Raw genomic sequence first — 25,080 nt, forward strand, 5'->3', positions numbered from 1 at the left:
TTAACGGCATTCTTGCTTCTTTTTATTTGGTTATTCCAAATGCCCTTTTCCTCTACTAACTGGATGTTTAACTCGTCAGAAGAACTGGTAGGATGTAAAGCAAATGAACATTTACTCTCATTACTGTTTTAATTACGGAAGTTGATTCAGAAACGATCATTATGATGTCTAAAAATAGATGTGTTGTTGTGCCTTTAGTGAATATATGTAAAATTGATACAATGATTTAGTTTCAAAAAAGGGATGGCTATTGTCATCCTCATTTTAGGTGGGGATATTGATAAAAGTCTAAATAAAGCCGATAAAATTACGTATTTACCAGCTTTATGTATGGTTAAATGTTAAATTCCAGAATAGATTCTGTATTAAATTCCAAGCTCTTCTTTTAATAATAATTCGTTCCGTTCTTTGAATACTTCATTATGTGATGAGACCATTGCAGTATCGTATGCTGAAGGTTCAATAAAAACTTTGGCACTGTTGACAGCATTGAGAGCATCCTGGAAGGCACCGACCAATAAATTTACTTTTCCTTCGTAAGATATAATATCCCCGGCTGCAAAGATTCCTTCTGTGGAAAGAACGCCTTTGGGTGTACCGATATAATAGTAATCATCCTTCATCTCCGGCTGCAAGCCATCTTCAAATTCGAGAGAAGCTTCGCGATTATAGCCATGATTAATTAAAACTTCATCAACAGCAATCGCTCTATTATCACCATTAATCTCTAAAATCACTTGATCAATCGCATGGTTTTCCTTATTTGCTACTAAAGAAGTAATGGTAGCATTGAGGATGATTTCTACATGGTTCTCCTGCAAGTTTTTGATTTGAGCCTCGTGTGCAGTCAGTTCATCTTTACGGTAAATAACCGTCACACTCTCTGCGACATGCAGTAATTCTGCAGCCCAATCAATAGCAGCATTTCCTCCACCGGAAATTAAGACATGCTTATCCTTAAAACGCTCTATTCGCTGAACGGTGTAGTGTAAATTAGTAAGCTCGTACTTTGATGCACCTTCTATATCCAGCTTTTGTGGAGAGATAATTCCTCCGCCATTTGCCATAATAACGGTTTTTGATATATGCTTCTCGCCATTATCTGTTATAAGAGTAAATAATCCATTTTCTTTAGTAATATATTCAACTTTAGTATTCAAACATACGGTAGGTTCAAAGGTTAATCCTTGTGATATCAAATCCTTAACGAATTCCTCCCCACGCATAGGACGCAATCCCCCGACATCCCAAATCATCTTTTCAGGATAGATATTAACTTTTCCTCCCAGCATTGTCTGAGATTCAATAATCTTTGTTTTCATGGTTCGTAAACCGCTGTAAAACGCACTGTACAAACCCGCTGGTCCTCCGCCAACAATCGTTACATCATAAATATCCGGCATTAAAAACCCTCCTTTATTACAAAAGATGGAACTAGTAGTTAAGTACATTATATTGATAATAATTCTCATTATCAATGAGAATTTATAATTTGATCAAGCCATAGATGTACGACAGGGAAGTTAGAGGAGTAGGAAAGCAGCTATTCAATGGCTGTCCTACACCTATGCCAGAAGATAGAATCCTAAAATTAATAAACATTTTTCCTCACATGTAAATCACATAATGAATAATGATTCATTATGTGATAATATTTAACGAATAATCGCGGTAAGGAGGAGTGGGATGATAGCTAAAAAGAGCTTTACAACAGAGATGGTAAATGGAGTGCAGACGGGGAATGGAACCATTTCGTTACTTAATGTACATATGAATGTGTATGTTTTTTGTGTGGATGGAGTTTTAATTGATACGGGTGCTCAATCAATTGAAAAGGAATTTTGGCCATTTTTTAATGATTTGGAGATAGATCAGGTTGTTGTAACACATTATCATGAAGACCATACAGGTTGTGCAGCTTTTTTACAGCAGAAGTATCAAGTACCCATTCTTATGAATAAGATGATGATTGATTATTGCCGCAAAAAAGCAGATTATCCATTGTATCGCAAACTTTTTTGGGGTAGACGAAAACCATTTGAGGGTACGGAAATCGGTAAAACATTTGCCTCTCGTCATGCTATATGGGACGTGATTGAGACTCCAGGCCATTCAAAGGATCACCTATCTTTTTTAAATCGGCAAACCGGACAGTTGTTTACAGGGGATTTATATTGTCAGCCTCGGACAAAGGTTGTGTTACGGGAGGAAAGTGTACCGGCTATCATTCATTCATTAAAGCATGTCTTAACCTATGATTTTGAAGAGGTGTATTGCTGTCACTCAGGCTTTTTAAAGAAAGGGCGTATCGCATTACAAAGAAAACTGGACTATTTGTTGGAGATTCAGGAAAAAGTGATTACACAGTATAAAGAGGGGAAAACACCATATCAAATCAAAGAATCCCTGTTCCCAAGAAACTATCCTATTACGAAATTTTCACAAGGAGAATGGGATTCCATTCATATTATAAATTCGGTTCTTTTAAAGTATGATGAAGAAAATATCGCTTTAAAATAAAGTAATTTAACATAGATAAATCTTGGGTCTTGAGCATAGTTCCACAGATTCGGATTTTTTAATGTAAGTCCTCTATAGGATATGATGTATTGCCCTGCCATCAACTATTTGAAACCCAGAGTCATTAATAGGTGGTAAATTACAGGTTAAATACCAATATCACGATTAAAAGGTTAGTGGAAGGGTAAAATACCTATAAAATCCAAAGAGGTGATTTCATGTCAAATGTTCAAAATGAGAACAAACAAGAGTTGGAGAAATTAAGAGAGTTAATTAAAGATGTAGATACTGCAATGCTCACCACACAGACTAGTGAAGGATTGATTTCTCGTCCAATGAAAACTCAGGAAGTCGAATTTGATGGGGATCTATGGTTTTTTACAAAGAAAGAAACAGATAAATATAAAGAGGTGCTGGAACGTCCGGAAGTCAATGTAGCGTATGCCGGTAGATCCTATGTTTCTATTCGAGGTAAAGCTGAAATTGTAAATGACATTAACAAGAAAAAAGAACTCTGGAATGCAGCCTATGAAAAGCTACTGGAAACAAGTGTGGATGACCCAAATATCATTTTAATTAAGGTAGAAGCAGAAGCAGCAGAATATTGGGAAACCGGAAATCTCACTAAAAACATTGTTAATTTATATAAGAAGCTAACAAAGAATGAATCAGATACAGAGAATATAAATGAAACAATTGAATTAAAATAGAAAATACTAAATATTGCATAGAAAAAGGGCATGCCTAAAGTAGGTATGCCCTTTTTCTATACCTTTTTTCTTGGATAATTGTAAAGGAATCTTAAAGGCGATGTTCGTTATTTTATTAGATTGCTGTTCAACAATATGCACTTTAATTCAGGTACTTTCACTCATTAATAGCTCATCTTATATCATTCAGAGTGAACATTCTGTGAATTTAGTAGTATAGAAATTTCATAAAATTTATTCATTTTTTATCAAATGACTAGACATTTAAATCTAACTGTCTATAATAGTAAATGTAAGCGGTTTTACCATATTACTATAAAGGGAGTTTTAAATATGAGAAAAATTTTATTAGCTTGCAGTTCAGGTATGTCAACTAGTTTACTGGTTACTAAAATGGAGCAGCATGCCAAATCAATTGGTGAGGATGCAAAAATTTGGGCAGTAGGTCAGGATAAGGCAAAAGCTGAAATGGCAGATGCAGACGTCGTATTAATTGGCCCTCAAATGAGTTTCCTTAAAGCTGACCTGCAAAAAGAAGCAGACAAACATGGCATTAGAGTGGATGTAATCGATATGATGGCGTATGGAATGGCAGATGGTAAAAAAGCATATGAACAAGCGATTTCCCTTATAGGTGATAAGTAATGGAAAAATTGCAAATTGAACAACTAACAGAAGAACAGGTTAGCTTTCAGCTTATCTTACACAGCGGTAATGCAAGGAGTAAGATTATTCAGTCGTTAAGGGTTTACCGGGAAGGTAATGTTGAAGAAGCGGATGACTTATTAAAGCAGGCTGAGGCAGATCTTAGTATCTCTCATGATATTCATTTCCAAATGGTCCAAAAGGAAGCATCAGGAGAAAAAACGAAATTCTCTATGCTGTTAATGCATGCGGAAGATCATTTGATGTCTACTTTAACGATGAAAGAGTTAGTAAAAGAAATACTGGAAATTTTTAAGGCTAAAGGCTAAAAAGTTTTAGGTTATTACTATTATTCCTAAATTGAGGGGGAAGACCCGTGTTTGAAAAAATTAGTCAATTTCTTATGCCAATCGCAGGTAAACTGAATAACAACCGGTACTTAGGTGTCCTACGTGACGCTTTTATGTTAGCGTTTCCACTGACCGTGTTCGGTTCCATCGTAGTCGTTCTATTAAACCTACCATTCTTGGATTCATTTTTAAGTGACGGCACGATTACAACACTCCGCGATACTTTTGGTGTGGCAAGCAGTGCAACCATGAATATTATGTCTGTGTTTGTTGTATTCGGTATCGGATATTATCTATCAAAAAGCTATGATGTTGAGGCTGTATTTGGAGGAGTAGTTGCTCTTGCATCCTTTTTATTCCTGACTCCGTTTGTGGTTGAAACACAAGGGGGAGAAACAATTACAGGCGTTCTCTCACTAGATCGTCTTGGAGCAAAAGGAATGTTCCTTGGTATGATTTCTGCTTTTGTAGCAGGTGAAATTTACCGAAAAGCTGTTCAAAAAGATATTACGATTAAAATGCCAGCAGGTGTACCACCGGCAGTAGCCAAATCTTTTGCGGCATTGATTCCAGCACTTATTACATTAACTTTCTTCCTAGCGATACAAGGAATCGTAACTTTAGCATTTAATACAAATCTTCATGATGTTATTTATAAGATTATTCAAGAACCACTTACTGGCTTAGGCAGTGGCATTATTCCAACCCTAGTTGTTGTATTCTTTATTCAAATTCTTTGGTTCTTTGGGCTCCACGGTCAAATTATCATGAACTCCGTCATGGATCCTATCTGGAATACATTGGCTTTAGAGAATGTAGCTGCATTTAATGCAGGTAAAGAGTTACCACATATTATTTCGAAGCCATTTATGGATACGTTTACAGTAGGGATGGGCGGAACAGGTATGACCTTGGCAGTAGTATTGGCCATTCTCGTCTTTGTTAAATCCAAACAAATGAAACAGGTAGCTAAATTAGGCGGTTTGCCTGGTGTATTCAATGTCAATGAACCAATTATCTTCGGTCTTCCAATTGTTATGAATCCATTGATCTTAATCCCTTGGGTTCTTGCACCAATGATTGTGACAGCTGTTACCTATTTTGCCATGAGTACTGGTCTTGTACCACCGCCGACAGGCGTAACGGTTCCATGGACTGTACCAATTGGATTCAGCGGATATTTAGCAACTAACTCGATTGCGGGTTCTATTTTACAGCTAGTAAACTTCGCTATTGTATTTGCGATATGGCTTCCATTCCTGAAAGTCATTGACCGCGTTAACGTGAAAAAAGAACAAGAGGCAGAAGCGGAAGCGGCAGCATCTGCACAAAAATAAAAAATATCATTGAATAGAAGACTAGTAGTGAAGGGAGATATCTTTTACTGCTAGTCTCCTTACTCATTAAGCTACACAGACGAATCAACTTTGAGACGAGAGGATGGATTTTTTTGAAAACTACTAACGATCAAATAGACTATCAATTTCCTGAAGGATTCTGGTGGGGGTCAGCTGCTTCTGCTACTCAAACTGAAGGTGCGGCTGATGTAGATGGAAAAGGTAAAAATATTTGGGACCATTGGTATGAAGTTGAGCCAAATCGCTTCTTTAATGGAGTTGGACCTGAAAAGACATCCCAATTTTATTATAAATATAAGGAAGATATCGCATTAATGAAAGAAATTGGGCACAACTCCTTCCGGATGTCTATTTCCTGGTCACGAATGTTTCCGAATGGGACAGGCCAAGTAAATGAAAAAGCAGTAGAATTTTATAACAATGTTATTAATGAACTGATTGCAAATGATATTGAGCCATTTGTTGGGCTATTCCATTTTGATATGCCAATGGCTATGCAGGAGATTGGCGGATGGACAAATCGGAAAGTAGTTGATGCTTATGAACAATATGCAATTACTTGTTTCGAAACATTTGGTGATCGCGTTAAGAAATGGTTTACGCATAACGAGCCGATCGTACCTGTAGAAGGCGGATACCTGTATGATTTCCACTATCCTAATGAAGTGAATTTTCGAAATGCTGTACAAGTCGCATATCATACCATTCTTTCAAATGCCAAAGCAATTGCAGCCTATAAGAAGCTTGGTCTGGATGGAAAAGTTGGGATCGTTTTGAATTTGACCCCATCCTATCCGAGAAGTCAGCATCCAGCAGATGTAAAAGCTTCTGTTATTTGTGACGCATTCTTTAACCGGTCATTCCTTGAACCAACAGTTAAAGGTGAATTCCCTGCAGAGTTGGTTGAAATTCTGAAGGAAAAAGATTTCATGCCAGTCATTGAAGAAGGGGATTTGGAGTTAATTAAGAATAATACAGTATCCTTGCTTGGAGTCAATTACTATCAGCCGCGCCGTGTGAAGGCAAAAGAACATATGCCGAATCCTGATGGTCCATTTATGCCGGATCACTATTTTGATAATTATGTTATGCCTGGACGTAAAATGAATCCTCATCGTGGATGGGAAATCTATGAAAAAGGAATATACGATATTCTAATTAATTTGAAAGATAACTACGGTAATATCGAATGCTTCATTTCTGAAAATGGAATGGGTGTAGAGGGAGAAGAAAAATTCCGTAATGCTGACGGAATGATTGAGGATGATTACCGAATTGATTTTATCAAGGGCCATCTTCAATGGGTTCATGCTGCAATCCAGGAAGGCTCCAATGTAAAAGGATATCATTTATGGACGTTCATGGATAACTGGTCCTGGTCAAATGCCTATAAAAATCGTTATGGTTTTGTTTCCGTAAACTTAGATAAAGGTGGTGAAAGAACCATTAAGAAAAGTGGATATTGGTATAAAGAGGTAGCTAAAAATAATGGTTTTTAAGTAAGATAGTTGAAGATAGTCTTGTTTGGCTATCTTCTTCTTTTTATAATGAAAGAGAGAATGTTATAAAAAGACAAGTTTAGAAAAAGAAGGGTGTAGCATGTCCAAGTATATTACTATATCAGATGAAATTAGAGAGCGAATTAAAAGTGGATATTATCCGGTTGATAAAATGATGCCGGATGAGCATAGTTTATGCCGCGAATTTAATTGCAGCAGAATGACAATGAAAAGAGCATTAGATATCTTGGCACAGGGAGGGATGATTTATCGGAAACGTGGCCACGGTACATTTATCATCCAATCTTCTATGCAGAATCACAATGTAAATGTCCTCAGTGATGAGACTGTTGGGTTATCCAATTTAATGAAGGATCGAAAAATAGTCAGCAAAGTAATTGAGTTTAATATCCAGTTCCCCTCTGAAGAAATCGCCAAAAACCTTTCAGTCAGCATGAATACACCTGTTTATCATATTATCCGTTTACGAATAGTGGAGGATGAGCCGTATGTGCTTGAAGAAACGTATATGCCCTCCAACTTGATTCCTGATATCAATGAAGAAGTACTGCATGATTCTATTTATCATCACATTGAAAATAAGTTGAATTTAAAGATAGGTGGAGCTCACAGGAAGATAAGAGCCTCTAAATCTAATGAGTTGGATCAAAAATATCTCCATTGTGGTGAACATGATCCAATACTAGAAGTAGAACAAATTGGTCATCTAGATATTGGTATTCCATTCGAGTATTCGTTTTCCAGGCATCGCTATGACCGTTTTACATTCATATCAGTAGCAGTAAGATAATTATGGGAGGTGCTCACATGTTATTAGGTGGGATTGAAGCGGGTGGTACAAAATTTGTTTGTGCTGTAGGAGACTCGGCAGGAACTATTCTGGAACGTATAACGATTCCTACCACTACACCTGAGGAAACAATGCCTCGGGTATTCGCTTTTTTTGAAAAGTATGAGCTAAATGCAATTGGTGTAGGTTCTTTTGGTCCAATTGATGTAAATATCGATAGTCCTACATACGGCTCCATTACCGCAACACCGAAACTTGCCTGGAGAGATTATCCGATTGTTAAGGAATTAAGGCAGCGGTTATCTGTTCCAATTGGTTTTAATACGGATGTAAATGCTGCTGCACTGGCGGAGGCCACCTTAGGTGCTGCCAAAGGACTGGACAGCTGTTTGTATATTACGGTGGGTACCGGAATTGGTGCAGGAGCAGTTGTGCACGGAAAGTTACTACAGGGATTATCTCATCCGGAGATGGGGCATATCCTAGTTCGACGCCATGAAATGGACACCTACGAAGGGAAATGTCCATACCATCAAGACTGCCTTGAAGGATTAGCAGCGGGACCCGCGATTGAAGCACGCTGGGGCCAAAAAGCGGTTAACCTGGAAGGGCGGGAAGAAGTTTGGGAGATGGAAGGGTTTTATATCGCTCAAGCCCTTATGCAATATATTTTAATCCTATCTCCAAAGAAGATTATTTTAGGCGGCGGGGTTATGAAGCAAAAGCATGTATTCCCGATTATCTATAACCATTTAAAAAAATTACTTAATCAATATGTTGTATTACCTGAACTGGATACAGCCATCGATTCTTATATCGTTTCTCCCGGATTGGGTGACAATGCAGGCGTAGTTGGCTCACTCCTTCTTGCTGATCAAGCTATTCAAGGTAAATAAAGGAAGATGTGTCCAGGTTGGACACGTCTTTTTTTTGATTCTTCTATAGTCCTGGCTGAAAATAAGTTTGAGTTAAAATTATTGAGTCAACATATCTAGTTTTATTTTTCGAATATAAAAATTAAAGGGTAAAATTGTTTATTTTTATTAGTAAACGACCTTTATATCTCTGCTCTCCTCTTCAAGTGATTGCTATTAAATCCCCAATATATTTACAATTCAATCCCTAATTTTTTAGACTTTAATAACTATAAAAAACAAATGCTATTTTTAATAAATAGTAAAAATGCACTAGTTTATCCAATTAATGTAAGGGTATTTAAAAATATCTTAACGAAAAATGTCACAAAATTATCAAATTTAGGTTTAAAAATATGAAAGAGGGGGTCATATATTACTTTTTTACCAATTAACATCTTATTCTATTAAATTATTTGCAATTTATGTAAAAAGTTATAATAATTTCTATTAAAGTGAATATTTTGTGATTTTATGTAAAGGAAAGAGGGGTTGAGGGGAACCGATGTTAGAGTCAAAAAGGAAAGCTATTATATTCATGCTATTATCTTTATTTTTAGCTATTTTGGCCGGATTCTTTGTATTGCAGAAGGTAAAGGCTTTAAACAATGATTTAGGGACAGTTGTATCCGTTTATGCAGCTAATGAAGATATTTCTTCAAGACAGGAATTAAAGCCTACTATGATTACGACAAAAGATATTCCAAAGAAGTATTTGGAGGAATACCATATTACAAATGTCAGTGATTTAGAAAATAAGGTATTAGTCGTTCCGCTAAGTAAAGGGGACGTCATCTCTAAGAATATTCTTAAACAAGCCTCTGTAGTATTAGAAGAAAATAATCGATTGATTTCGATGATGTCGGATGAAAGAGTCCTATTCGATGAGGCATTGGAAGCATTGGATCGTGTAGATATTATCGTTTCAGATAAATTGGAAGGGAATAAGGCTCAAACTAAAATATTTATGAAAGACGTAAAAGTAGCCCGTATAGCCAAAAAAGATAATAAGTTTCAGGGTGTTCAACTGGAGATTCCATTGGACAAGGCTCCGGAATTAATACATATGCAGAATTACGCAGACAGTGTCCGGATTATTAAATCAAATGTAGGTCAGGCTACGGAGACTCCTAAAGCCGCAAAGAAAAATGAACCGGTGGTAACAGAAGAGGCAGTAGTTGAGCAAAAACCGGTAGAAAAGAAGGAGCCAGAGGTAAAAAAGACTGAAGAAGATGAAAAAAATAAGGAAGCAGATCCTGGAAAAGATACATCTAAGGATAAAGAGAAAGAATAAAAAACAAATTAGTTTGTACCTATTTTCTAGAGATGGCGGGGGAAGGTTTTATGAATGAAGAATTATCATTGCTGGTAATAGGAGATGAAGATAATAGTATTTATACAGCTATAAAGGATATTTTGTCTGAGTATCCCAAATTTACACTGGTATCAACCAGCCGTGTTATCCAGCAGTTAGAAGATGGCGAGCACATAGATATTGCTTTAGTTCTCAATCGACAGGAAGCGCCAGTAATAGAGGTCATACAAAAGATTAAAAGGACAAGTCCTGAAACGCTGGTTATGTTTTTGAATTCCATTCAGGATTTTCAATTAGTGAGAGAAGTTTTGCGTGCGGGCGCATTGGATTATTTAGTTATCCCCGATGAAATTAATTTATTATCAGAAAGGCTTCAAACGTTAAAAGAAATGACCAAAACTAACAAAGCGAGCGGGGCTGTAAATTCGTCTATCTTTTCAAGGGGACGAGGAGAAGTTTTGGCTTTTTATAGTGGAAAAGGGGGAAGCGGTACGACCTTCATTAGTTCCGCCTTTGCTCAAACCTTGAAGCTCGATTCAACTGCGGAAGTAATCTTACTGGATTTAAATTTGCAGTACGGAGGAATTGAAACTTATCTTGGGATTGAAACGAACCGTTCACTTGCCGATTTGAAACCTGTCATACAAGAGATTAATGACAGCCATATTCGAAACGTGACGGAGAAAGAGAAGTTTTCGAGACTTGAAGTCTTATTGAGTCCAAGAGACACAGAAGTTGCAGAGTCCATAGATGAAGACTATGTTCAACGTCTAATCAGAGCTTGCAAGAGAAGTTTTGATTTTGTCATTATTGACATACCTAGCTACATTGATATTGCCTCATTTGCTGCAATTGAAGAAGCAGATAAAATCTTCTATGTTATTACACCTGATACTCCTTCCATACGTGTGTTTAAAAGTGTAGAGGAACTCTTCAAACGCCTGGGAATTCATTTAGATGAACGTATGGAAATCATTATCAATAAAACAGGAAAAGATAGCGAATTAAATGGCAAAGATTTAAGTAGATTCATTCAATATCCGATTGCCGCAGAAATTAAAAAGGATATAAAGGGTGTTCTTCATTCCATTAATAAAGGTGAACCTATTCGAAAAGAAGCTAAGGAAAAGCGGCTCTCTGCAGTAGCGAAGGATGTTCAAAAATGGGTTGCCGGCTTATTGAAATAATCGAATGGCGATTTGGAAGGAGAGCAGATTATGGCACTTTTTAATAAAAAAAGGGACGTAACAATTGAAAAAGAGGTTACGTATAATTCCTTGCAATCAAATCCCTATATCGATGAATTGGTTGAACATTACAAAACCAGACTTCTAACTGAAACCAATTTAGATACGCTAACAGCATTATCTGAAGGCGAAAAGCGGCTCACAATCGAACGCTTAATCAGCGCATTTATGTCTGAAGAAAAAGTTGTGATCCCGCGGTACGATAAAGAGACGATGTTAGCTAGGCTTATCGACGAATCAGTGGGTTTTGGTCCATTAGAGCCGTTGCTCAATGATGATTCAATTACAGAAATACTCATTAATGGCCCCGCTGAAGTTTTTATTGAAAAACAGGGAAGATTGCAACGATCAGATGTCAATTTTAGAGACGAAGCCCATGTTAGACATATTATTGACCGAGTGGTTGCTCCTCTTGGGAGAAGGATAGATGAAAGTTCTCCAATGGTCGATGCTCGTCTTCCGGATGGCAGCCGTGTAAACGCTGTTATCCCGCCAATCAGTTTAAACGGGACGTTGGTTTCTATCCGTAAATTTCGTAAAACACCATTTGAGATGCAGGATTTATTGAATTTTGATTCTCTAGATGAAACTATGGCGACCTTCCTTCAGGCCATAGTTGAAGCAAAAATGAATGTGCTGATTTCTGGAGGAACAGGAAGTGGGAAAACTACTTTTCTGAATGCTGTTGCAAAGTCCATACCGATTCATGAACGAGTTATTACAATAGAAGATTCAGCTGAACTACGATTAAATCGGGGATCTGTAGTCGGACTGGAGGCAAGACCTGCAAATGTTGAGGGACGTGGGGAAATTACGATCCGACAATTAGTAAAAAATGCCCTACGGATGCGTCCTGACAGGATTATTGTCGGAGAGGTACGGGGATCGGAAGCATTTGATATGCTGCAGGCTATGAATACCGGTCATGAAGGATCGTTGACGACTGTGCATGCCAATTCCCCATCAGATGCACTGAGCAGGGTTGAAGGAATGGTAATTATGGCGGGAATGGATTTACCGTCACATATTGTAAGGGAGTATATTGTAGGGGCTTTGGATTATATCATTCAAGCTGAGCGTTTATCAGATGGGAAAAGGAAAATCACCCATATATCTGAAGTAAGCGTTGATGAACAAAATAAAGTTCAAATCAGAGATATCTTTCATTTTAAACGTACAGGTATGGGAGCGAATGGAGAGGTATTGGGATACCATACTGCAACAGGCTTAGTTCCTAAAGCACTCGAGAGACTTCGTATATTCGGTATTCACTTGGATGAAGTAATCTTTAGGCCAAAGGAGGAGGAATTGGTGTATGAATGAAATGCTTTACATCCCTCTCACTGCTGGTGTGGCTATGTTGGCTTTTATAGTTGGCATTTATTTTTATCTTGGCTACCGTGCCCAAAAACGTGAATGGAAACAGAAGCTGGCAACCTGGTATCCAGAAGAAAAACGTAAAAGCTTTATTGTCGGTTTGGGTGATAAATACGACAAAACAGATCGGGCTAAAGTTTTAGCAGAGAAATTACATAATGCAAATCTTATATTAACCCCATCTGAATATCTTGGCTTTCATCTGCTTGGATTCCTGGGACTAGTTTTGGTCTTTACAAATATGTTTAAAATCCCCTTCCCTCTTAGTGTAATCATACCTATATTGATTTTACTAGGTGCCCATTCCGGTTTATTCATGGTCCGGAAAAATAAATATGAAGAACGCTTTAATGACCAACTGGCAGATATCTGTCGTTTGCTCGGAAATGCGGCCAGATCGGGTATGACACTAACTCAGGGAATCGATTTGGTGGCGAAAGAAACACCCGCACCGGCAGGAAAAGAATTTAAAAGAATTTCGCAGGAGTTGAAATTGGGGGTCCCATTGGAATACGCCCTGCGTTCTATTCAAAAACAAAATAAATCACGGGATTTCCAACTGTTTATAGCGACGTTGCTCATTCAGAAGAAAACTGGTGGTAACTTGGCAGCGATCCTAGAATCCATGTCCAACACACTTGAGGATCGCAAAATCCTTAATCAATCTATTAAAACCATGACAGCCGAGCAAAAATATATTTCATTTATTGTTCCGGCAATGCCTGTGTTTCTCGTCTTGATTATGAACGCTTCAGTGGATGGCTTTGTAGATCCGCTATGGACTGGACCGGGAATTGTATTACTTGTTTTGTTTGCAGCGGGTGTTGTACTTTCGTTTTTCTTGATTCGAAAAATCACGAATATAAAGGTGTAAATTATGGATGCTCTAATTATTTTATGTGTGCTGTTATTTTGGTTGTTTTTTACATTAACGATCCGTCATTATTCCCGCTATTTAAATGAGAAAAGGGGACTCATTGGCCATATTGCAGAAACGGTCCATGAAGGGTATTTGGGTGTTCCTAAAAAGAAGAAAAAGAACTCAAAACTTACTGATAAACTTCTCAGTTATTCGGATGATTTTGCTGAACTAGGGAAACGGATAAACTTCTTTAGTGAAAATAAAGATATTGAAGACTTGCTCAGAAAATCAGGACGTCCCTATAATTTAACACTGGACAGATTCCAGGGTCTGAAAATTTGGTTGGCTGTTACGCTTTTCTTTGGTTCTTTGATCTTTTTAATTCTAGGATTTCCGTTGGCTCAATTTGGTCCGATCTTTATGCCGCTAATTGGGTATATGGCTCCTATTATTCTGTTGAAGCAGGCAGCTAGAAAACGTCAGGAAGCATTAAGACATGATTTACCTGACTTCCTAGATACAGTGAGTACCAGTTTGCAGGCTGGTGTCAGTCTGGATCAAACCTTACGTGAGGTTATCCGTTATTTTGAAGGACCGCTACACGAGGAATTCTCCCGTTTTAACCATGAGATTGATTTAGGTGTTCCTCGTGAGATGGCATACAGAGGTCTGTTGGAGAGAAATGATAATAAGGAATTCCAGGGATTAATAAAATCTCTGATACAAGGATTAAAGCTGGGAGTGCCAATCGCAACGACATTTAAAGTACAAGCCGAGGACATGAGGCAATTCCGCGAAGAGAAAATTAAAGAACTCGCAGCCAAGGCTTCTCCAAAAGTAACAATGGTAACCACCTTTGTAGTAGCACCTGTATCACTTATGATCATTGCAGGATTAATGGTCTTAAATATGATTTATGGTGAAAACAGCATTGGAAGTTTATTTAAGTAACCCCCTCCCAAAGGGAGTTTAAAATAATAAAAATTATAAGAATAATAGGAGGAATGGAAATGAATTATTTAACAGGAATGTACGTAAAGGCAACAACTAAGCTAGGTGGATTGGTGAAAAACGAAAGAGGATCTCAGACTTTGGAATGGATTGGGATTGCAGCGGTTATTGTTATTTTGGTTGGGGTTATTTCGACAGCGTTTGCTGGGGGAGACCTTGGTGAAACTGTTAAAACTAAGTTTACTAGCCTTCTAGATAAAATGGTTGCTGATTGATAATTATACAACAAAAACTAGGAGGTATGGGGTCTTGAAAAAATGGGTGCTAATAGCAGTTGCTGCTTTGTTTATATCAGGATGCACTGATCAAGAAAAAGAAACAGAAGTAAATGAGAAGCCTAAAGAAAATAGTACTGAAGAAGTGAACAGTGTAGAAGAAACAGATCCGGAGAATGCTATACCAAAAGAAAATGTCTCAGTTGAAGAAACTTCATGGATTGAAAAATTTGAAGCTGCTCCAGAAGTAAAGATGAGTCCGGAATATTTAGCTAACCAACCTCAAGGACCTTATGCAGATATCAGCTACGATTCGAATCCAGAATCCTATCAAGAATTTTTGAAGGTGATGGAAGGTATTCCAGAGAATGCTACGGAAGAGGAATTAGACAAAGTGTTTAACTATATAGTAAGTCAGGTTTCTGTAGATGTTACAGACCCACAAACGGTTATAGATAGTTGGAAGGTGAGTTCCTTTGGTGATCCTGAAATAGAAGATAGTCGATATCAATTTAAGGAAAATTACAATATTGAGGTTATCTTAGATTCTAGTGGGAGTATGGCTAATATAACTAATGGTAAAACAAGAATGGTTGTAGCGAAGGAAGCGATTCAGCAATTCTTAATGAGTGCGCCTGAAAAAGCCAATGTTGCCCTTCGAGTATATGGTCATAAAGGAACAAGTAAGGACAGTGATAAAAAATTATCTTGTGATAGCAGTGAGTTAGTTTATAAGTTTGGATCCTACAAGGAAAAAGAGTTTAACCAAGCATTGAGTTCCTTTGAACCTGCTGGTTGGACTCCTTTGGCTCAGTCGTTGATGGATGCTCAGAATGATTTAAAAGAGTTTAAGAGTGATAAAAATACGAACATGATATACGTGGTTAGTGATGGAATTGAAACCTGTGATGGGAACCCTGTAGAAGCTGCTAAAAAACTTGGAGAGTCTGATTTGCAACCTGTCATTAATATTATTGGTTTTGGTGTCGATTCAGAAGGACAGAAACAATTGAAAGAAATGGCAACTGCATCGAATGGAACTTATACAAATGTTCATAACAGTAATCAACTAAAGTCGGAATTTGATAAGGCTAAAAATGCTTTAGAGAAATGGAAACAATGGAAGGAAAATGCTAATTATGATGCCAAGGTAGACCGTAATAAAAGATATTTGGATACTAACAGTTTGAATAATGAGTATTCTAATAATATCCAAAAGCAACAGAATAATATGGTTTTTATTATTAATGGATTGAGAAACAAAGACCTTATAACATCTGAACAGAAAGAATACTTAACTTCAAGAAAATCCGAATTAGCAAAAGAAATGGATGAAGCCAGAAAGACAATAAGAGAAGATCTCGAGAATTTAAATGCGAAAACTCTCGAAGATACCAAAAAACAAATCGAAGAGAAATACAATCAAAATACGCAATAATAGGAAAAGTCATACACCTTGATTAAACACTACTTCCTGATATGAGTAAGGAGGTTAAGGTGAAGCGAAATAGGTTGGTAAGAAAGCTCCTTGTCATGTTTGCCATATTATTTGTCCTGTTCCATTCCATCTCTATTCCTCTTGCGGCGGCCAGCTGGACCGGGGATGCCTGGAAGGGTGATGCTTGGAATGGCTCCGATTTGAAGTGGAAAGGGGATTCTTGGAAGCAAAAAGGCTGGGTGCAGGATGGCTGGGAGCGAGATGGTTGGACCCAAGAGGGATGGAATCAGGATAAGTGGAGTCAAGATGGTTGGGCTGGTGATGGCGTCAGCCCGATAGACCCTGCGACAGGAGAACCATGGACGGGGGATAAAATCAGCGAAATTAATCCGGCCACCGGAAAACCATGGACCGGTGATGAGATCAACGGAATCAATCCAGCTACCGGAAAGCCGTGGATTGGCGATGAGATCAACGGAATTAATCCAGCTACCGGAAAGCCGTGGACCGGCGATGAGATTAACGGAATTATTCCGGCTACGGGAAAACCATGGACTGGTGATGAGATTAACGGAATTAATCCGGCTACCGGAAAGCCATGGAGTAGCGATGATATCAGTGGAATCAATCCGGCAACAGGAAAGCCTTGGTCATCGGATGCTTCCAATGGCGCTAACTCAATCACAGGTGGAAATAATGGTTTTATAAATCCACAGACCGGATTTCCTTATTTATACGCTCCAGGACGTATTTCAGTTGATGAGGTAAATGGTACAGATTCAGAAGGTAACATTGACCTTTATGGTCTTACTAAATATATTGCTAAAGATGTAATTGCGGGGCAAGTCAAATTTGTAAATGTAATTGAAAATGGGAAGTTTAGTTTGACTAAGCCAAATAGTATATATGGACTTATGATGAATGGATTCAGGCTGGGGCTTGGTGAATCGAACTCATCCTTTAATATGGCATATGAATCATATTTATGGGCTGATAATATAAACAGCGTTAACGATGCAATTACTACGCTGAGAACCTATTCTCCCATTCAGAATGCTGCTAATTCCGGGTTGGGGGGACTTACCTCAGCCTACAGGAATGCCTCTCTTGCGAATTCAGCTGCAAAATTTGGTACATTGGCAAAATTTAATGCAGCGGCAGGAGTAGTAGGAACAGTTTTTTCAACGATTGATACTGCTAAAAATACTTCGAAAGCAATCAATGTATTAAAAAGTTCAGCATCAGGAACAGAGAAAACAACTGCAGTAGCCAGTGCAACAGAAAGCTTTGGTTCTTTGTTAATGTCTAGTGGTGCTGTGGCGAGTGCTCTTCCAGGTGTACAAGCAGTTGGAGCAACAATGGTCCTTGTTGGGGCAGGCATTTGGGGCGTTTCAAAAGGTGTTAAATATGCTGCAAAGCATTGGAATTCTATAAAAAGCGGGGTTAATAATGCTAAGAAGAAAGTCGGAGGTTGGTTTAAATCATTAAGGGGTGCGTTTTCATAAACCATCTTCAAAATGGGAGGAAAACTTTTACCCCTCCTCCCATTCTTTTTTAGACATAATATGAAAATAGCTAAGAGAGAGGTTCCAAGTATGGAAAGAACCACAGTGGAGAAATACGCCAAAAAGTATAAAAAGCTTCTTGAGAAAGTTACCATTATTCATTTTGTTCTTTCTTATAATAAAAGAAAGTGGTGGTTAGCGGAGTATAGCTTTAATAATACCCCTAAAGGATATGCAGTGTTTACAGAAGGCGATTCAAGTGTCAACGAAAAGGAAATTGCCCTTGATCATATCGGTTCTTTTATCCGTACTTGTATAGGAATACAATCCATCGTTCATCCTCGAATTGCAGTGACAGAGGAGATAAATAATACGCTTAATAAAATGAACGATATCTTAAATTTGTGGGTGAAGAGTGAAGAAGAAATTAAGTTGAAAGATCAGTTTAATGAGTTTACTGATTTTATATTATGGTGCCAAGAAAAGACCAATGAATATAACAATGAATTTTCCAAAATAGCAAAAAAAATTGATGAAAATCATCTGTTTACAGTTGAACAAAGGGAGCAATTAGTTCTAATAGGAAGTAAGCTGGACTTAATTATTTATCTGCAAGTTAAGTCTCAATATGATCAACTGCATAAGAATCGGGAATTGTTGAGCCATTTGAAAAATCATAGAAATAATCTTGATAAAAAAGATTACTATTATATTGTTACCAATTTAAAAAAATATTGTGATTCAAATGCACAAAAAGACTTTGAAAAGTCCTTGTTTAATGAAGATGAGCTGATTTGGAAAGATGTAATAGCTACCATAGACAGTTTTGAAAGATTGAAGGAATCATCACATCAAAAATATAAAAATATTGATAAGCGTAAGTTGCAAGAAATGGTGCGTTTATTAAGGAATTAGTTATGATTGAAAATTTTAATAGATAAGAATTTCTATTATGGAATTATAAATAATGAATATGATGGGATGGAGATTAATGGACAAGCCTTTTCGTGAAGCATTTGCTCTTTTCACCAGCAGATTTGAACATATACTCTTGTTGGGAGTAACAATTATACTTCCCCTGCTACTAGGCCACGCTTTGTTATCAAACTATATATATGCGGTTACACCGACTGTGTTGGGAACGACAATAATATCTGATATTTACTACACATTTCTAACTGTTCTCTTAATGCTCTTCGCTCAAGTTCCGTTAATAAGATATATGTTTAATGAATACCAGGGACATGAAGGAAGCTTGAAAAATGCTTATTTTGTTTTTTTTGCTAATGGATTTCAATTTTTTGTTTTTGCTATTCTTGCTAGTTTTTTAACGACCGTTGGAATTATTCTATTTCTTTTACCGGGGTTGATTATTTTAACTCTTTTATATCCGATTCCTTTTGTAGCTGCAATGGATAATAAAAGTATATGGAAGAGTTGGAAATCAGGAATTAGGCTAGGTAAAAAGCATTTCTTTAAACTTTTTCTCTTAATTCTAGGGATGTCTTTAATTGAATTGATGATTTCTGGAGGAATTACACTATTAATTCTCTCATTAACTACTTCTTTTGCTGCACAAATTCTTTCTCATATTCTATTAAATTTGGTCTTCTTCCCAATCATCACACTTATCATCACAGGTTTTATTATCAAATGGAGAGAAGAAATCTATACATTGGAGGCAAATCGATCAGCTAAGGAGGAGTGGGCTTAATGAAATGGAAGGCTCTAATCCAGCGTGAGAATGGTTCTGCTACTCTCGAATTTTTGGGTATGGTACCTCTTGTTTTTATGCTAATGCTGATTATTTGGCAATTCGTTGTCGGAGTCCATGGAGTCATTGTCACACAGTCAGCTGTCAATGAGGCTGCTAAGGTATACTCCATAACAGGTGAATGGGATCAGGCAAGAGCTGCAGCGGAGAAAACAGTCCAGACGGGGGCTAAATATCTTACCTTTAATAGTGCGCAAACATCAGTGACAAGTTCAGATACATTTACAGCTAAAGTTTCAGTAAATATAGAACTAATCTTCTTCCCGGATAAATTATTTCCAAATGGCGCTCCTTCCCTGGCATTCTCCAGTGAAGCGAGCGGTAAGGTGATTGAATGAGGAAACGATTGAATGAGGATGGAAGTACGACACTTTTTATTCTCGGTATGTTAAGCGTAATGATGATTATGTTCATTGTTCTGTATAACTATGCCAAAGTTTATGCTGTCAAAGAACAAGCGTTTACAAGTTCACAACAGGCAAGTTTGGCGGCAACAGCAGAGTTTTACGATAGAGTGTGGAATCTTGTGGCAGAGTTTGATGGAACTGATGAAGAAAATCTTCCGCAGCCTGACCCGGATTCGGAAGATGCTCTTGAGGTAAATCCGATTACTAAACTAAAGATCAAAGAGATGGTTGAACGAAAAAAAACTGAACTGGCTAACAGCTATCCAGAAAAAAGCACAAATGAAGTTCATATAATGGCGATTGATGAAGTTCTGAGCGAAGAGCTTAGTAGTGGCTTGGGCAAAAAAAGGCTGAAAGAGATACTAATTGATAACTATGAACACTCCATAAAGGCCGGTACAGTAGCAAAGGCTAAGGAAGTTATTCTCGCTAATGATGGGAAATTGGAAAAGGCACAAATACGGCTTTTTAAAGATAATCGTATTTATGTCAGAGCGGCAAATGAATTTGAAGGACAAGGGAAGTTGTTTGATGGCTTTAAAGAAAAGCTATTTCAAACCGGAGCAGGTCCGGAAATCGGTTTTTTATCCTACCTTGATGGGATAAATGATGAAACGATCCAGCTATCGAATGAAGTCGATAATGGAGTGATATGGGGTCAGTGACAGTGGTTGTACAGTTCTTAACTCCCTTCAGATGGGGGAAACAGCTTGCAATAAGGAAACTTTTGAGGTTTTTAAGAAGTAGAGACTAGAAAAATACAATCAAAATACACAGTAATAGGAAAAGAACAGTCACCTTGCGTAAACAAACAACACTTCCTGATTGAATGAGGGGGATAAGGTGATGCGGAATAAGTTAGTAAAAAAGCTCTTTGTTGTATTTGCTATATTTTTTGTCCTGCTCCAATCAATTTCTATTCCGTTAGCAGCAGCCAGTTGGACAGGTGATGCATGGAAGGGTGATGCTTGGAAAGGCGACGCATGGAATGGCAACGATTTGCAATGGGAAGGAGAAACTTGGAAAGGAGATTCATGGAAGCAAAAAGGCTGGGTGCAGGATGGCTGGGAGCGTGATGGATGGACTCAAGAGGGCTGGGATCAGGATAATTGGAACCAGGATGGATGGACAGGTGATGGTGTCAGTCCGATAGACCCGGCGACGGGCAAGCCGTGGACCGGTGATAAGATAAACGGAATAAATCCAGCCACAGGCAAACCGTGGACTGGTGACGACATCAGTGGAATTAATCCGGCAACGGGAAAGCCATGGACCGGTGATGATATTAGTGGAATCAACCCTGCGACAGGTAAGCCATGGACTGGTGACGATATTAGTGGAATTAATCCAGCGACGGGCAAGCCATGGACTGGTGATGATATTAGTGGAATCAATCCGGCGACAGGCAAGCCATGGACTAATGGTGAAACCAATGGAATTAACCCAGAAACGGGCAAGCCTTGGTCGAATAAAGGAATTCAAGGGAGTTCACCTGCGATTGAAGGGAATGGACAGGATAAAATTGACATAGACCCCTATGAAGCGACAAAATTTATAATGAATGATGTTATTGGTGGTCAAGTAAAAGGAGCATATGAAATAGAAAGCGGTAAGTTTAGTTTATTGAAACCCAATAGTTTTGCTGGCATTATGCTCAATGGCATAAAATTAGGGGTTGGAGATTCATCGGGTTACAATTATTTACATGGTGGATATGAGATCGCTGATAAAGTGTATACGGGCATAGATGGTATTACAGATGCAAGGAAATATAGGAACTTAATTCAAAGCGGGCAAGATTTGTCTACATTTGATTCTATATTTGGTTCTTCTACTAACCCACCACCATCCGCGTCTTTTGGAATGTTGTCTAAACTTAATGTTGGTGCTGCAGGAATAAGTACAGTCTTTTCCACGATAGACACCGTTAAAAATGGTATTAGTACCTATGATTCAGTAAAGGAAAATGGTTGGCGTTCTGCTAAAACGGTGGCTGCTGGAGCAGATACTACGGCATCAATTGGAGAAGTATTAATGAACTCTGGCGTCGTGGCAGGTGCTATCCCCGGGGGGCAGTTAGTAGGAGCATATATGGTTGCAGGTGGTGCAGTGTTATGGGGAGCATCGAAGCTGGTTAAAGGTATAGCAGATGGCTCAATTAAAAAAGGAGTTAAGAAGGTCGGGGAAAAAATAGGATCAATGTTTAATTCTATTAAAGGTGTATTTTCTTAGATAGAATTTGCTCTATATACTCATCGCTTTTTGTATACAAATTAGGGGGATCCAAATGATTAAATCAGAAGCTGAAGAGATCGCAAAAAAACATAAAAAGTTATTAGAGAAATGTACCGTTATTAATTATTGTTTTAATTATCAATCTAAAAATTGGTGGCTTGCAGAATACAAAAAATTCCCGGGTAAAAAAAGAAGTGGCTACGTCATTATATCAAGCGTGGAAAGTTCCTATGATGAGAAGGTGTTTGTGCTTGATCATTACCTGTCCTTTATTGGAGGAGTTTTAAAAATCCAAGATATTGTTAGGCCGAGGATTAATGCGACAGACGCCATTCATAATACATTGGAACAAATGAACAATGTATTGGAAATTTGGGCAGAAAATGAAGAGGAAAAGAAACTATTAACCAGTTTTAAGGGGTTTTCTGAATACATTCTGTGGTGCCAGGAGATGAAGAACAACTTTTATGAGACATTTACTGATCTTGGTAAGAGAGTTGATAAGGAACGTTCATTTACAGTAGAGGATCGAGTTCAGCTATTAGACCTGTTGCCTAAAATGGATTTGATTATGTATCTGCAAGTAAAACGTCAGTATGAACAATTAGAAGCCAACAGACATTTATTAAAAACGGTTAAACAAACAAAATCAAGATTTAAATCAAAGGATTATTTATATATAAAAGAAAAACTTTATAAATATTGTGGGCCTGATGCTGAAAAAGACTTTCAATCAATCTTTGATGAAGGTGAATTAAATTGGAGTCAATATCCAGCAACTAAAGAAACATTTTACAATCTTCTTGATTCCTCCATTCAAAGGTACAAAAACCATGAAATGAAAGAGTTAGAGGAACGTAAAGTTTTAATCAGGAGCTAATGAATTTCTATTCCATCTTTATCTATATCTTAGGGAACTACTGATTTATCAAATAAAAGTATGGGAGATGATTATAGGTGAGTAAGAAGGAAAAACGATGGAGTAAATTTTATAAATATTTTATGATTTTCTTTTATGTCCTTCTTGTACCTATTGCGATTTTTGACTTCTTTGCTGGTGGAGGTTTCCCTTATGAGATCCTAATTGTTGGACTTGCTCTTCCAGCGATGAGGACAAATCACCTAAATATTATTAGAGCAAAGGGTGGATAATCCTTACATCAAATATTCAACTAGACTTGTAACCTCCGCTTTTGCATCAAGTGGAGGTTTTATTTATAACTGAAATAATGGGAATGTGTATACATCAAGGACTTATCAGCTTCCTCATAACTAGGAGGTTTATCATTGAATAAGTCATTATTTATTCAAAAGGTATTCATATTGATGGCGATTGCTTTTATACTCTTTCAATCTTTCATTATCCCATTCAGTTCAGCAGCATGGTCCGGAACACCATGGAAAGGGGAACCATGGGAGGGGGAATCTTGGGAGAATAAATCTTGGCATGGAGATAGTTGGCAGGGAGATATAGGAACGGGTGGAGAGCCGCAGTCCGGCTCTCCTAATGGCCAATCGGGAAATATCCCAGATATGGAAAACGGCCTGCCAGGAATAGGCCCTGTCCAACCGCCTTATAAAGTACCGGATTATTTACCTGGCCATAATCATAATAGAACAGATGGAAATGGCAATCCTACCTATCCAGGCGTAATATTACCTGGCAGTAAGATAGGTGGTGACTCCAATTCAACTCATCCGGGCGGACTATTACCAGGCTCTTCGCTTTCTCCTGGTCCAATAAACAGCAATGCTCCTAGTGGTGGGAGTGAAGGAATAGAGGGTAATGAACCAGATACGTGGAAAACCATTGACTTTGTAGGGAATACTATAATAAATGGGCAAGTCAGTTTTACAGTAGATGTACTGCAGCAAGGTGATCAATTTAAACCAAGCAGTGTATTTGGGAGACCAAACTATCTAACAAACATCCTGGTAAATGGAATTAAATTAGGAGTTGGAGATGGCACTTGGTTTGATTATGTTGAAGATATGAATACTGCTGTTGATATGGGATTTGGGATTTATGATACTGCTGAGGCATACACATTAGCTACCAGAGCAACCTCAGCTGCTGATGCAGCTACCGATATTATTCCAACCGTTCTTAATACGGGCAGTACTGGTGCATCAACATTGGGGATATTATCAAAGTTGAATATCGCGACAGCCGGGATAAGTACAGCTTTTTCAGCGGTTAATGCAGTAGATTCTCTAATTGAGACAGCTGATACATTTAATAGTAATGCAGAGACAAGTGTGAAAGTTTCAGCAGGAGCTGATACCTTTTCCAAAATTGGTGAAACGGTTTTTAATGCTGGACTGTTTGCCTCCGCCATACCGGGGGGACAGAATCGACGATAAAGAAAGTATGTACTCTATTGGAGCTATGATGGATTTACTCCTATTTCTTCAAATCAAAAACCAATTGGATGAATTTAATAATAATAAGGTTCTATTAGACAAATTGAAGAAATCTCGTAATAAGCTATCGTTCTTTAAATATAGGAAAATAAAAAAGATCCTCTCCATATATACGAAGGAGAATATGTACCAAAACTTGATCGCTTCAAAATCGACATTCGGAGACCAGTGGGATTCAATTAAAGCAGATTTGAACAGCGTTCATAATAGAGAACTATATCAAGATTTGTTGGAGCTCTACTATGAGCGGGATAGGGAACTGGTTCTGCAAGCTAAAGAAATGTTGCGGAATTAGTCTGTTAATCGTTTTTATGTTTAAAAATCAAGATGTTATTTGGTAGGTTTACATTCAAGAGACTTCATAAAACATAACTTGAGTAGAAACTCATCAGTAGTAAAACTAAAGCTTATCTTTATTAAAAGGGGGGGAAAATCTCTCCTTTTTTTATTTTGGGTCTTATTT

Annotated in this window: 26 protein-coding genes; 25 read left to right on the forward strand and 1 reads right to left on the reverse strand. The window is 37.7% G+C overall.

Translation table 11 applies throughout. The features are described 5' to 3' along the window. Positions 1 to 365: 365 nt before the first annotated feature. Complete coding sequence (locus F7984_RS01620) at positions 366 to 1,403, reverse strand: NAD(P)/FAD-dependent oxidoreductase (RefSeq protein WP_140462272.1); 1,038 nt, start codon at positions 1,401 to 1,403, stop codon at positions 366 to 368. A 283-nt stretch (positions 1,404 to 1,686) separates the two neighbouring features. On the opposite strand from F7984_RS01620, the gene F7984_RS01625 reads away from it, so the two are divergent. The 25 genes from F7984_RS01625 (at position 1,687) to F7984_RS18855 (ending at position 24,912) form a co-directional block, all read left to right on the forward strand. Next, positions 1,687 to 2,520, forward strand: a complete 834-nt coding sequence (locus F7984_RS01625) for an MBL fold metallo-hydrolase (protein ID WP_140462273.1) — start codon at positions 1,687 to 1,689, stop codon at positions 2,518 to 2,520. A gap of 218 nt (positions 2,521 to 2,738) precedes the next feature. Then, positions 2,739 to 3,230: a pyridoxamine 5'-phosphate oxidase family protein gene (locus F7984_RS01630; protein WP_140462274.1), complete on the forward strand. Its 492-nt coding sequence runs from the start codon at positions 2,739 to 2,741 to the stop codon at positions 3,228 to 3,230. Between the two features lie 333 nt (positions 3,231 to 3,563). Beyond that, positions 3,564 to 3,875 (forward strand): PTS sugar transporter subunit IIB, encoded by a 312-nt coding sequence (locus tag F7984_RS01635; protein ID WP_066109877.1) that lies wholly within the window; start codon positions 3,564 to 3,566, stop codon positions 3,873 to 3,875. Further along, entirely contained in the window at positions 3,875 to 4,204 is a 330-nt protein-coding gene (locus F7984_RS01640) for a PTS sugar transporter subunit IIA (RefSeq protein WP_066109874.1), read from the forward strand. The genes F7984_RS01635 and F7984_RS01640 overlap by 1 nt, the downstream gene beginning before the upstream one ends. 47 nt (positions 4,205 to 4,251) lie before the next feature. Then, on the forward strand, positions 4,252 to 5,562 hold the full coding sequence (gene celB / locus F7984_RS01645; protein WP_066109871.1) for a PTS cellobiose transporter subunit IIC: 1,311 nt from the start codon (positions 4,252 to 4,254) through the stop codon (positions 5,560 to 5,562). A 134-nt stretch (positions 5,563 to 5,696) separates the two neighbouring features. Continuing rightward, positions 5,697 to 7,082 (forward strand): glycoside hydrolase family 1 protein, encoded by a 1,386-nt coding sequence (locus tag F7984_RS01650; RefSeq protein ID WP_140462283.1) that lies wholly within the window; start codon positions 5,697 to 5,699, stop codon positions 7,080 to 7,082. Positions 7,083 to 7,182: 100 nt separating this feature from the next. Beyond that, positions 7,183 to 7,893, forward strand: coding sequence for a GntR family transcriptional regulator (locus F7984_RS01655; protein WP_066109866.1), 711 nt, complete (start codon positions 7,183 to 7,185; stop codon positions 7,891 to 7,893). Positions 7,894 to 7,910: 17 nt separating this feature from the next. Continuing rightward, positions 7,911 to 8,789: an ROK family protein gene (locus F7984_RS01660; protein WP_140462275.1), complete on the forward strand. Its 879-nt coding sequence runs from the start codon at positions 7,911 to 7,913 to the stop codon at positions 8,787 to 8,789. Positions 8,790 to 9,312: 523 nt separating this feature from the next. Beyond that, a complete protein-coding gene (locus F7984_RS01665) occupies positions 9,313 to 10,101 on the forward strand; it encodes a Flp pilus assembly protein CpaB (RefSeq protein WP_140462276.1) in 789 nt (262 codons plus the stop codon). 50 nt (positions 10,102 to 10,151) lie between these two features. Further along, positions 10,152 to 11,309 (forward strand): CpaE/TadZ family protein, encoded by a 1,158-nt coding sequence (locus tag F7984_RS01670; RefSeq protein ID WP_181162055.1) that lies wholly within the window; start codon positions 10,152 to 10,154, stop codon positions 11,307 to 11,309. Positions 11,310 to 11,339: 30 nt separating this feature from the next. Further along, positions 11,340 to 12,692 (forward strand): TadA family conjugal transfer-associated ATPase, encoded by a 1,353-nt coding sequence (locus F7984_RS01675; RefSeq protein ID WP_066109852.1) that lies wholly within the window; start codon positions 11,340 to 11,342, stop codon positions 12,690 to 12,692. After that, positions 12,685 to 13,620, forward strand: a complete 936-nt coding sequence (locus F7984_RS01680; RefSeq protein ID WP_077248199.1) for a type II secretion system F family protein — start codon at positions 12,685 to 12,687, stop codon at positions 13,618 to 13,620. Before F7984_RS01675 ends, F7984_RS01680 begins: the two co-directional genes overlap by 8 nt. 3 nt (positions 13,621 to 13,623) lie before the next feature. After that, a complete protein-coding gene (locus tag F7984_RS01685) occupies positions 13,624 to 14,559 on the forward strand; it encodes a type II secretion system F family protein (protein WP_066109849.1) in 936 nt (311 codons plus the stop codon). 59 nt (positions 14,560 to 14,618) lie between these two features. Continuing rightward, on the forward strand, positions 14,619 to 14,834 hold the full coding sequence (locus F7984_RS01690; RefSeq protein ID WP_066109846.1) for a hypothetical protein: 216 nt from the start codon (positions 14,619 to 14,621) through the stop codon (positions 14,832 to 14,834). 34 nt (positions 14,835 to 14,868) lie between these two features. After that, a complete protein-coding gene (locus F7984_RS01695; protein WP_066109843.1) occupies positions 14,869 to 16,272 on the forward strand; it encodes a VWA domain-containing protein in 1,404 nt (467 codons plus the stop codon). 59 nt (positions 16,273 to 16,331) lie between these two features. Continuing rightward, positions 16,332 to 17,777, forward strand: coding sequence for a hypothetical protein (locus F7984_RS01700; protein ID WP_140462278.1), 1,446 nt, complete (start codon positions 16,332 to 16,334; stop codon positions 17,775 to 17,777). Between the two features lie 90 nt (positions 17,778 to 17,867). After that, entirely contained in the window at positions 17,868 to 18,692 is an 825-nt protein-coding gene (locus F7984_RS01705) for a hypothetical protein (RefSeq protein ID WP_066109837.1), read from the forward strand. A 76-nt stretch (positions 18,693 to 18,768) separates the two neighbouring features. Next, on the forward strand, positions 18,769 to 19,491 hold the full coding sequence (locus F7984_RS01710) for a hypothetical protein (RefSeq protein WP_066109834.1): 723 nt from the start codon (positions 18,769 to 18,771) through the stop codon (positions 19,489 to 19,491). Beyond that, positions 19,491 to 19,889, forward strand: coding sequence for a TadE family protein (locus F7984_RS01715; protein WP_140462279.1), 399 nt, complete (start codon positions 19,491 to 19,493; stop codon positions 19,887 to 19,889). Before F7984_RS01710 ends, F7984_RS01715 begins: the two co-directional genes overlap by 1 nt. Continuing rightward, a complete protein-coding gene (locus F7984_RS01720; RefSeq protein ID WP_066109828.1) occupies positions 19,886 to 20,623 on the forward strand; it encodes a Tad domain-containing protein in 738 nt (245 codons plus the stop codon). The genes F7984_RS01715 and F7984_RS01720 overlap by 4 nt, the downstream gene beginning before the upstream one ends. Positions 20,624 to 20,804: 181 nt before the next feature. Further along, positions 20,805 to 22,190: a hypothetical protein gene (locus F7984_RS01725; protein WP_066109827.1), complete on the forward strand. Its 1,386-nt coding sequence runs from the start codon at positions 20,805 to 20,807 to the stop codon at positions 22,188 to 22,190. A 55-nt stretch (positions 22,191 to 22,245) separates the two neighbouring features. Further along, a complete protein-coding gene (locus F7984_RS01730) occupies positions 22,246 to 23,073 on the forward strand; it encodes a hypothetical protein (protein WP_066109826.1) in 828 nt (275 codons plus the stop codon). A gap of 77 nt (positions 23,074 to 23,150) precedes the next feature. Further along, entirely contained in the window at positions 23,151 to 23,345 is a 195-nt protein-coding gene (locus F7984_RS01735) for a hypothetical protein (RefSeq protein WP_066109823.1), read from the forward strand. Positions 23,346 to 23,480: 135 nt separating this feature from the next. Continuing rightward, on the forward strand, positions 23,481 to 24,557 hold the full coding sequence (locus F7984_RS01740; RefSeq protein WP_066109820.1) for a hypothetical protein: 1,077 nt from the start codon (positions 23,481 to 23,483) through the stop codon (positions 24,555 to 24,557). Then, positions 24,508 to 24,912: a hypothetical protein gene (locus F7984_RS18855; RefSeq protein ID WP_139063887.1), complete on the forward strand. Its 405-nt coding sequence runs from the start codon at positions 24,508 to 24,510 to the stop codon at positions 24,910 to 24,912. The genes F7984_RS01740 and F7984_RS18855 overlap by 50 nt, the downstream gene beginning before the upstream one ends. Positions 24,913 to 25,080: the final 168 nt, after the last annotated feature.

This window comes from Pradoshia sp. D12 (genome assembly GCF_008935075.1).
GTDB lineage: Bacteria > Bacillota > Bacilli > Bacillales > Pradoshiaceae > Pradoshia.

Excerpts from the sequence above, each read along its gene's own strand:
- F7984_RS01710 (WP_066109834.1), top strand. The coding sequence starts at position 18,769 with ATGGACAAGCCTTTTCGTGAAGCATTTGCTCTTTTCACCAGCAGATTT.
- F7984_RS01660 (WP_140462275.1), top strand. The coding sequence starts at position 7,911 with ATGTTATTAGGTGGGATTGAAGCGGGTGGTACAAAATTTGTTTGTGCT.
- F7984_RS01635 (WP_066109877.1), top strand. The coding sequence starts at position 3,564 with ATGAGAAAAATTTTATTAGCTTGCAGTTCAGGTATGTCAACTAGTTTA.
- F7984_RS01655 (WP_066109866.1), top strand. The coding sequence starts at position 7,183 with ATGTCCAAGTATATTACTATATCAGATGAAATTAGAGAGCGAATTAAA.
- F7984_RS01685 (WP_066109849.1), top strand. The coding sequence starts at position 13,624 with ATGGATGCTCTAATTATTTTATGTGTGCTGTTATTTTGGTTGTTTTTT.
- F7984_RS01705 (WP_066109837.1), top strand. The coding sequence starts at position 17,868 with ATGGAAAGAACCACAGTGGAGAAATACGCCAAAAAGTATAAAAAGCTT.
- F7984_RS01665 (WP_140462276.1), top strand. The coding sequence starts at position 9,313 with ATGTTAGAGTCAAAAAGGAAAGCTATTATATTCATGCTATTATCTTTA.
- F7984_RS01620 (WP_140462272.1), bottom strand. The coding sequence starts at position 1,403 with ATGCCGGATATTTATGATGTAACGATTGTTGGCGGAGGACCAGCGGGT.
- F7984_RS01630 (WP_140462274.1), top strand. The coding sequence starts at position 2,739 with ATGTCAAATGTTCAAAATGAGAACAAACAAGAGTTGGAGAAATTAAGA.
- F7984_RS01670 (WP_181162055.1), top strand. The coding sequence starts at position 10,152 with ATGAATGAAGAATTATCATTGCTGGTAATAGGAGATGAAGATAATAGT.
- F7984_RS01715 (WP_140462279.1), top strand. The coding sequence starts at position 19,491 with ATGAAATGGAAGGCTCTAATCCAGCGTGAGAATGGTTCTGCTACTCTC.
- F7984_RS01675 (WP_066109852.1), top strand. The coding sequence starts at position 11,340 with ATGGCACTTTTTAATAAAAAAAGGGACGTAACAATTGAAAAAGAGGTT.
- F7984_RS01640 (WP_066109874.1), top strand. The coding sequence starts at position 3,875 with ATGGAAAAATTGCAAATTGAACAACTAACAGAAGAACAGGTTAGCTTT.
- F7984_RS01730 (WP_066109826.1), top strand. The coding sequence starts at position 22,246 with ATGATTAAATCAGAAGCTGAAGAGATCGCAAAAAAACATAAAAAGTTA.
- F7984_RS18855 (WP_139063887.1), top strand. The coding sequence starts at position 24,508 with ATGCTGGACTGTTTGCCTCCGCCATACCGGGGGGACAGAATCGACGAT.
- F7984_RS01625 (WP_140462273.1), top strand. The coding sequence starts at position 1,687 with ATGATAGCTAAAAAGAGCTTTACAACAGAGATGGTAAATGGAGTGCAG.
- F7984_RS01680 (WP_077248199.1), top strand. The coding sequence starts at position 12,685 with ATGAATGAAATGCTTTACATCCCTCTCACTGCTGGTGTGGCTATGTTG.
- F7984_RS01720 (WP_066109828.1), top strand. The coding sequence starts at position 19,886 with ATGAGGAAACGATTGAATGAGGATGGAAGTACGACACTTTTTATTCTC.
- F7984_RS01725 (WP_066109827.1), top strand. The coding sequence starts at position 20,805 with ATGCGGAATAAGTTAGTAAAAAAGCTCTTTGTTGTATTTGCTATATTT.
- F7984_RS01690 (WP_066109846.1), top strand. The coding sequence starts at position 14,619 with ATGAATTATTTAACAGGAATGTACGTAAAGGCAACAACTAAGCTAGGT.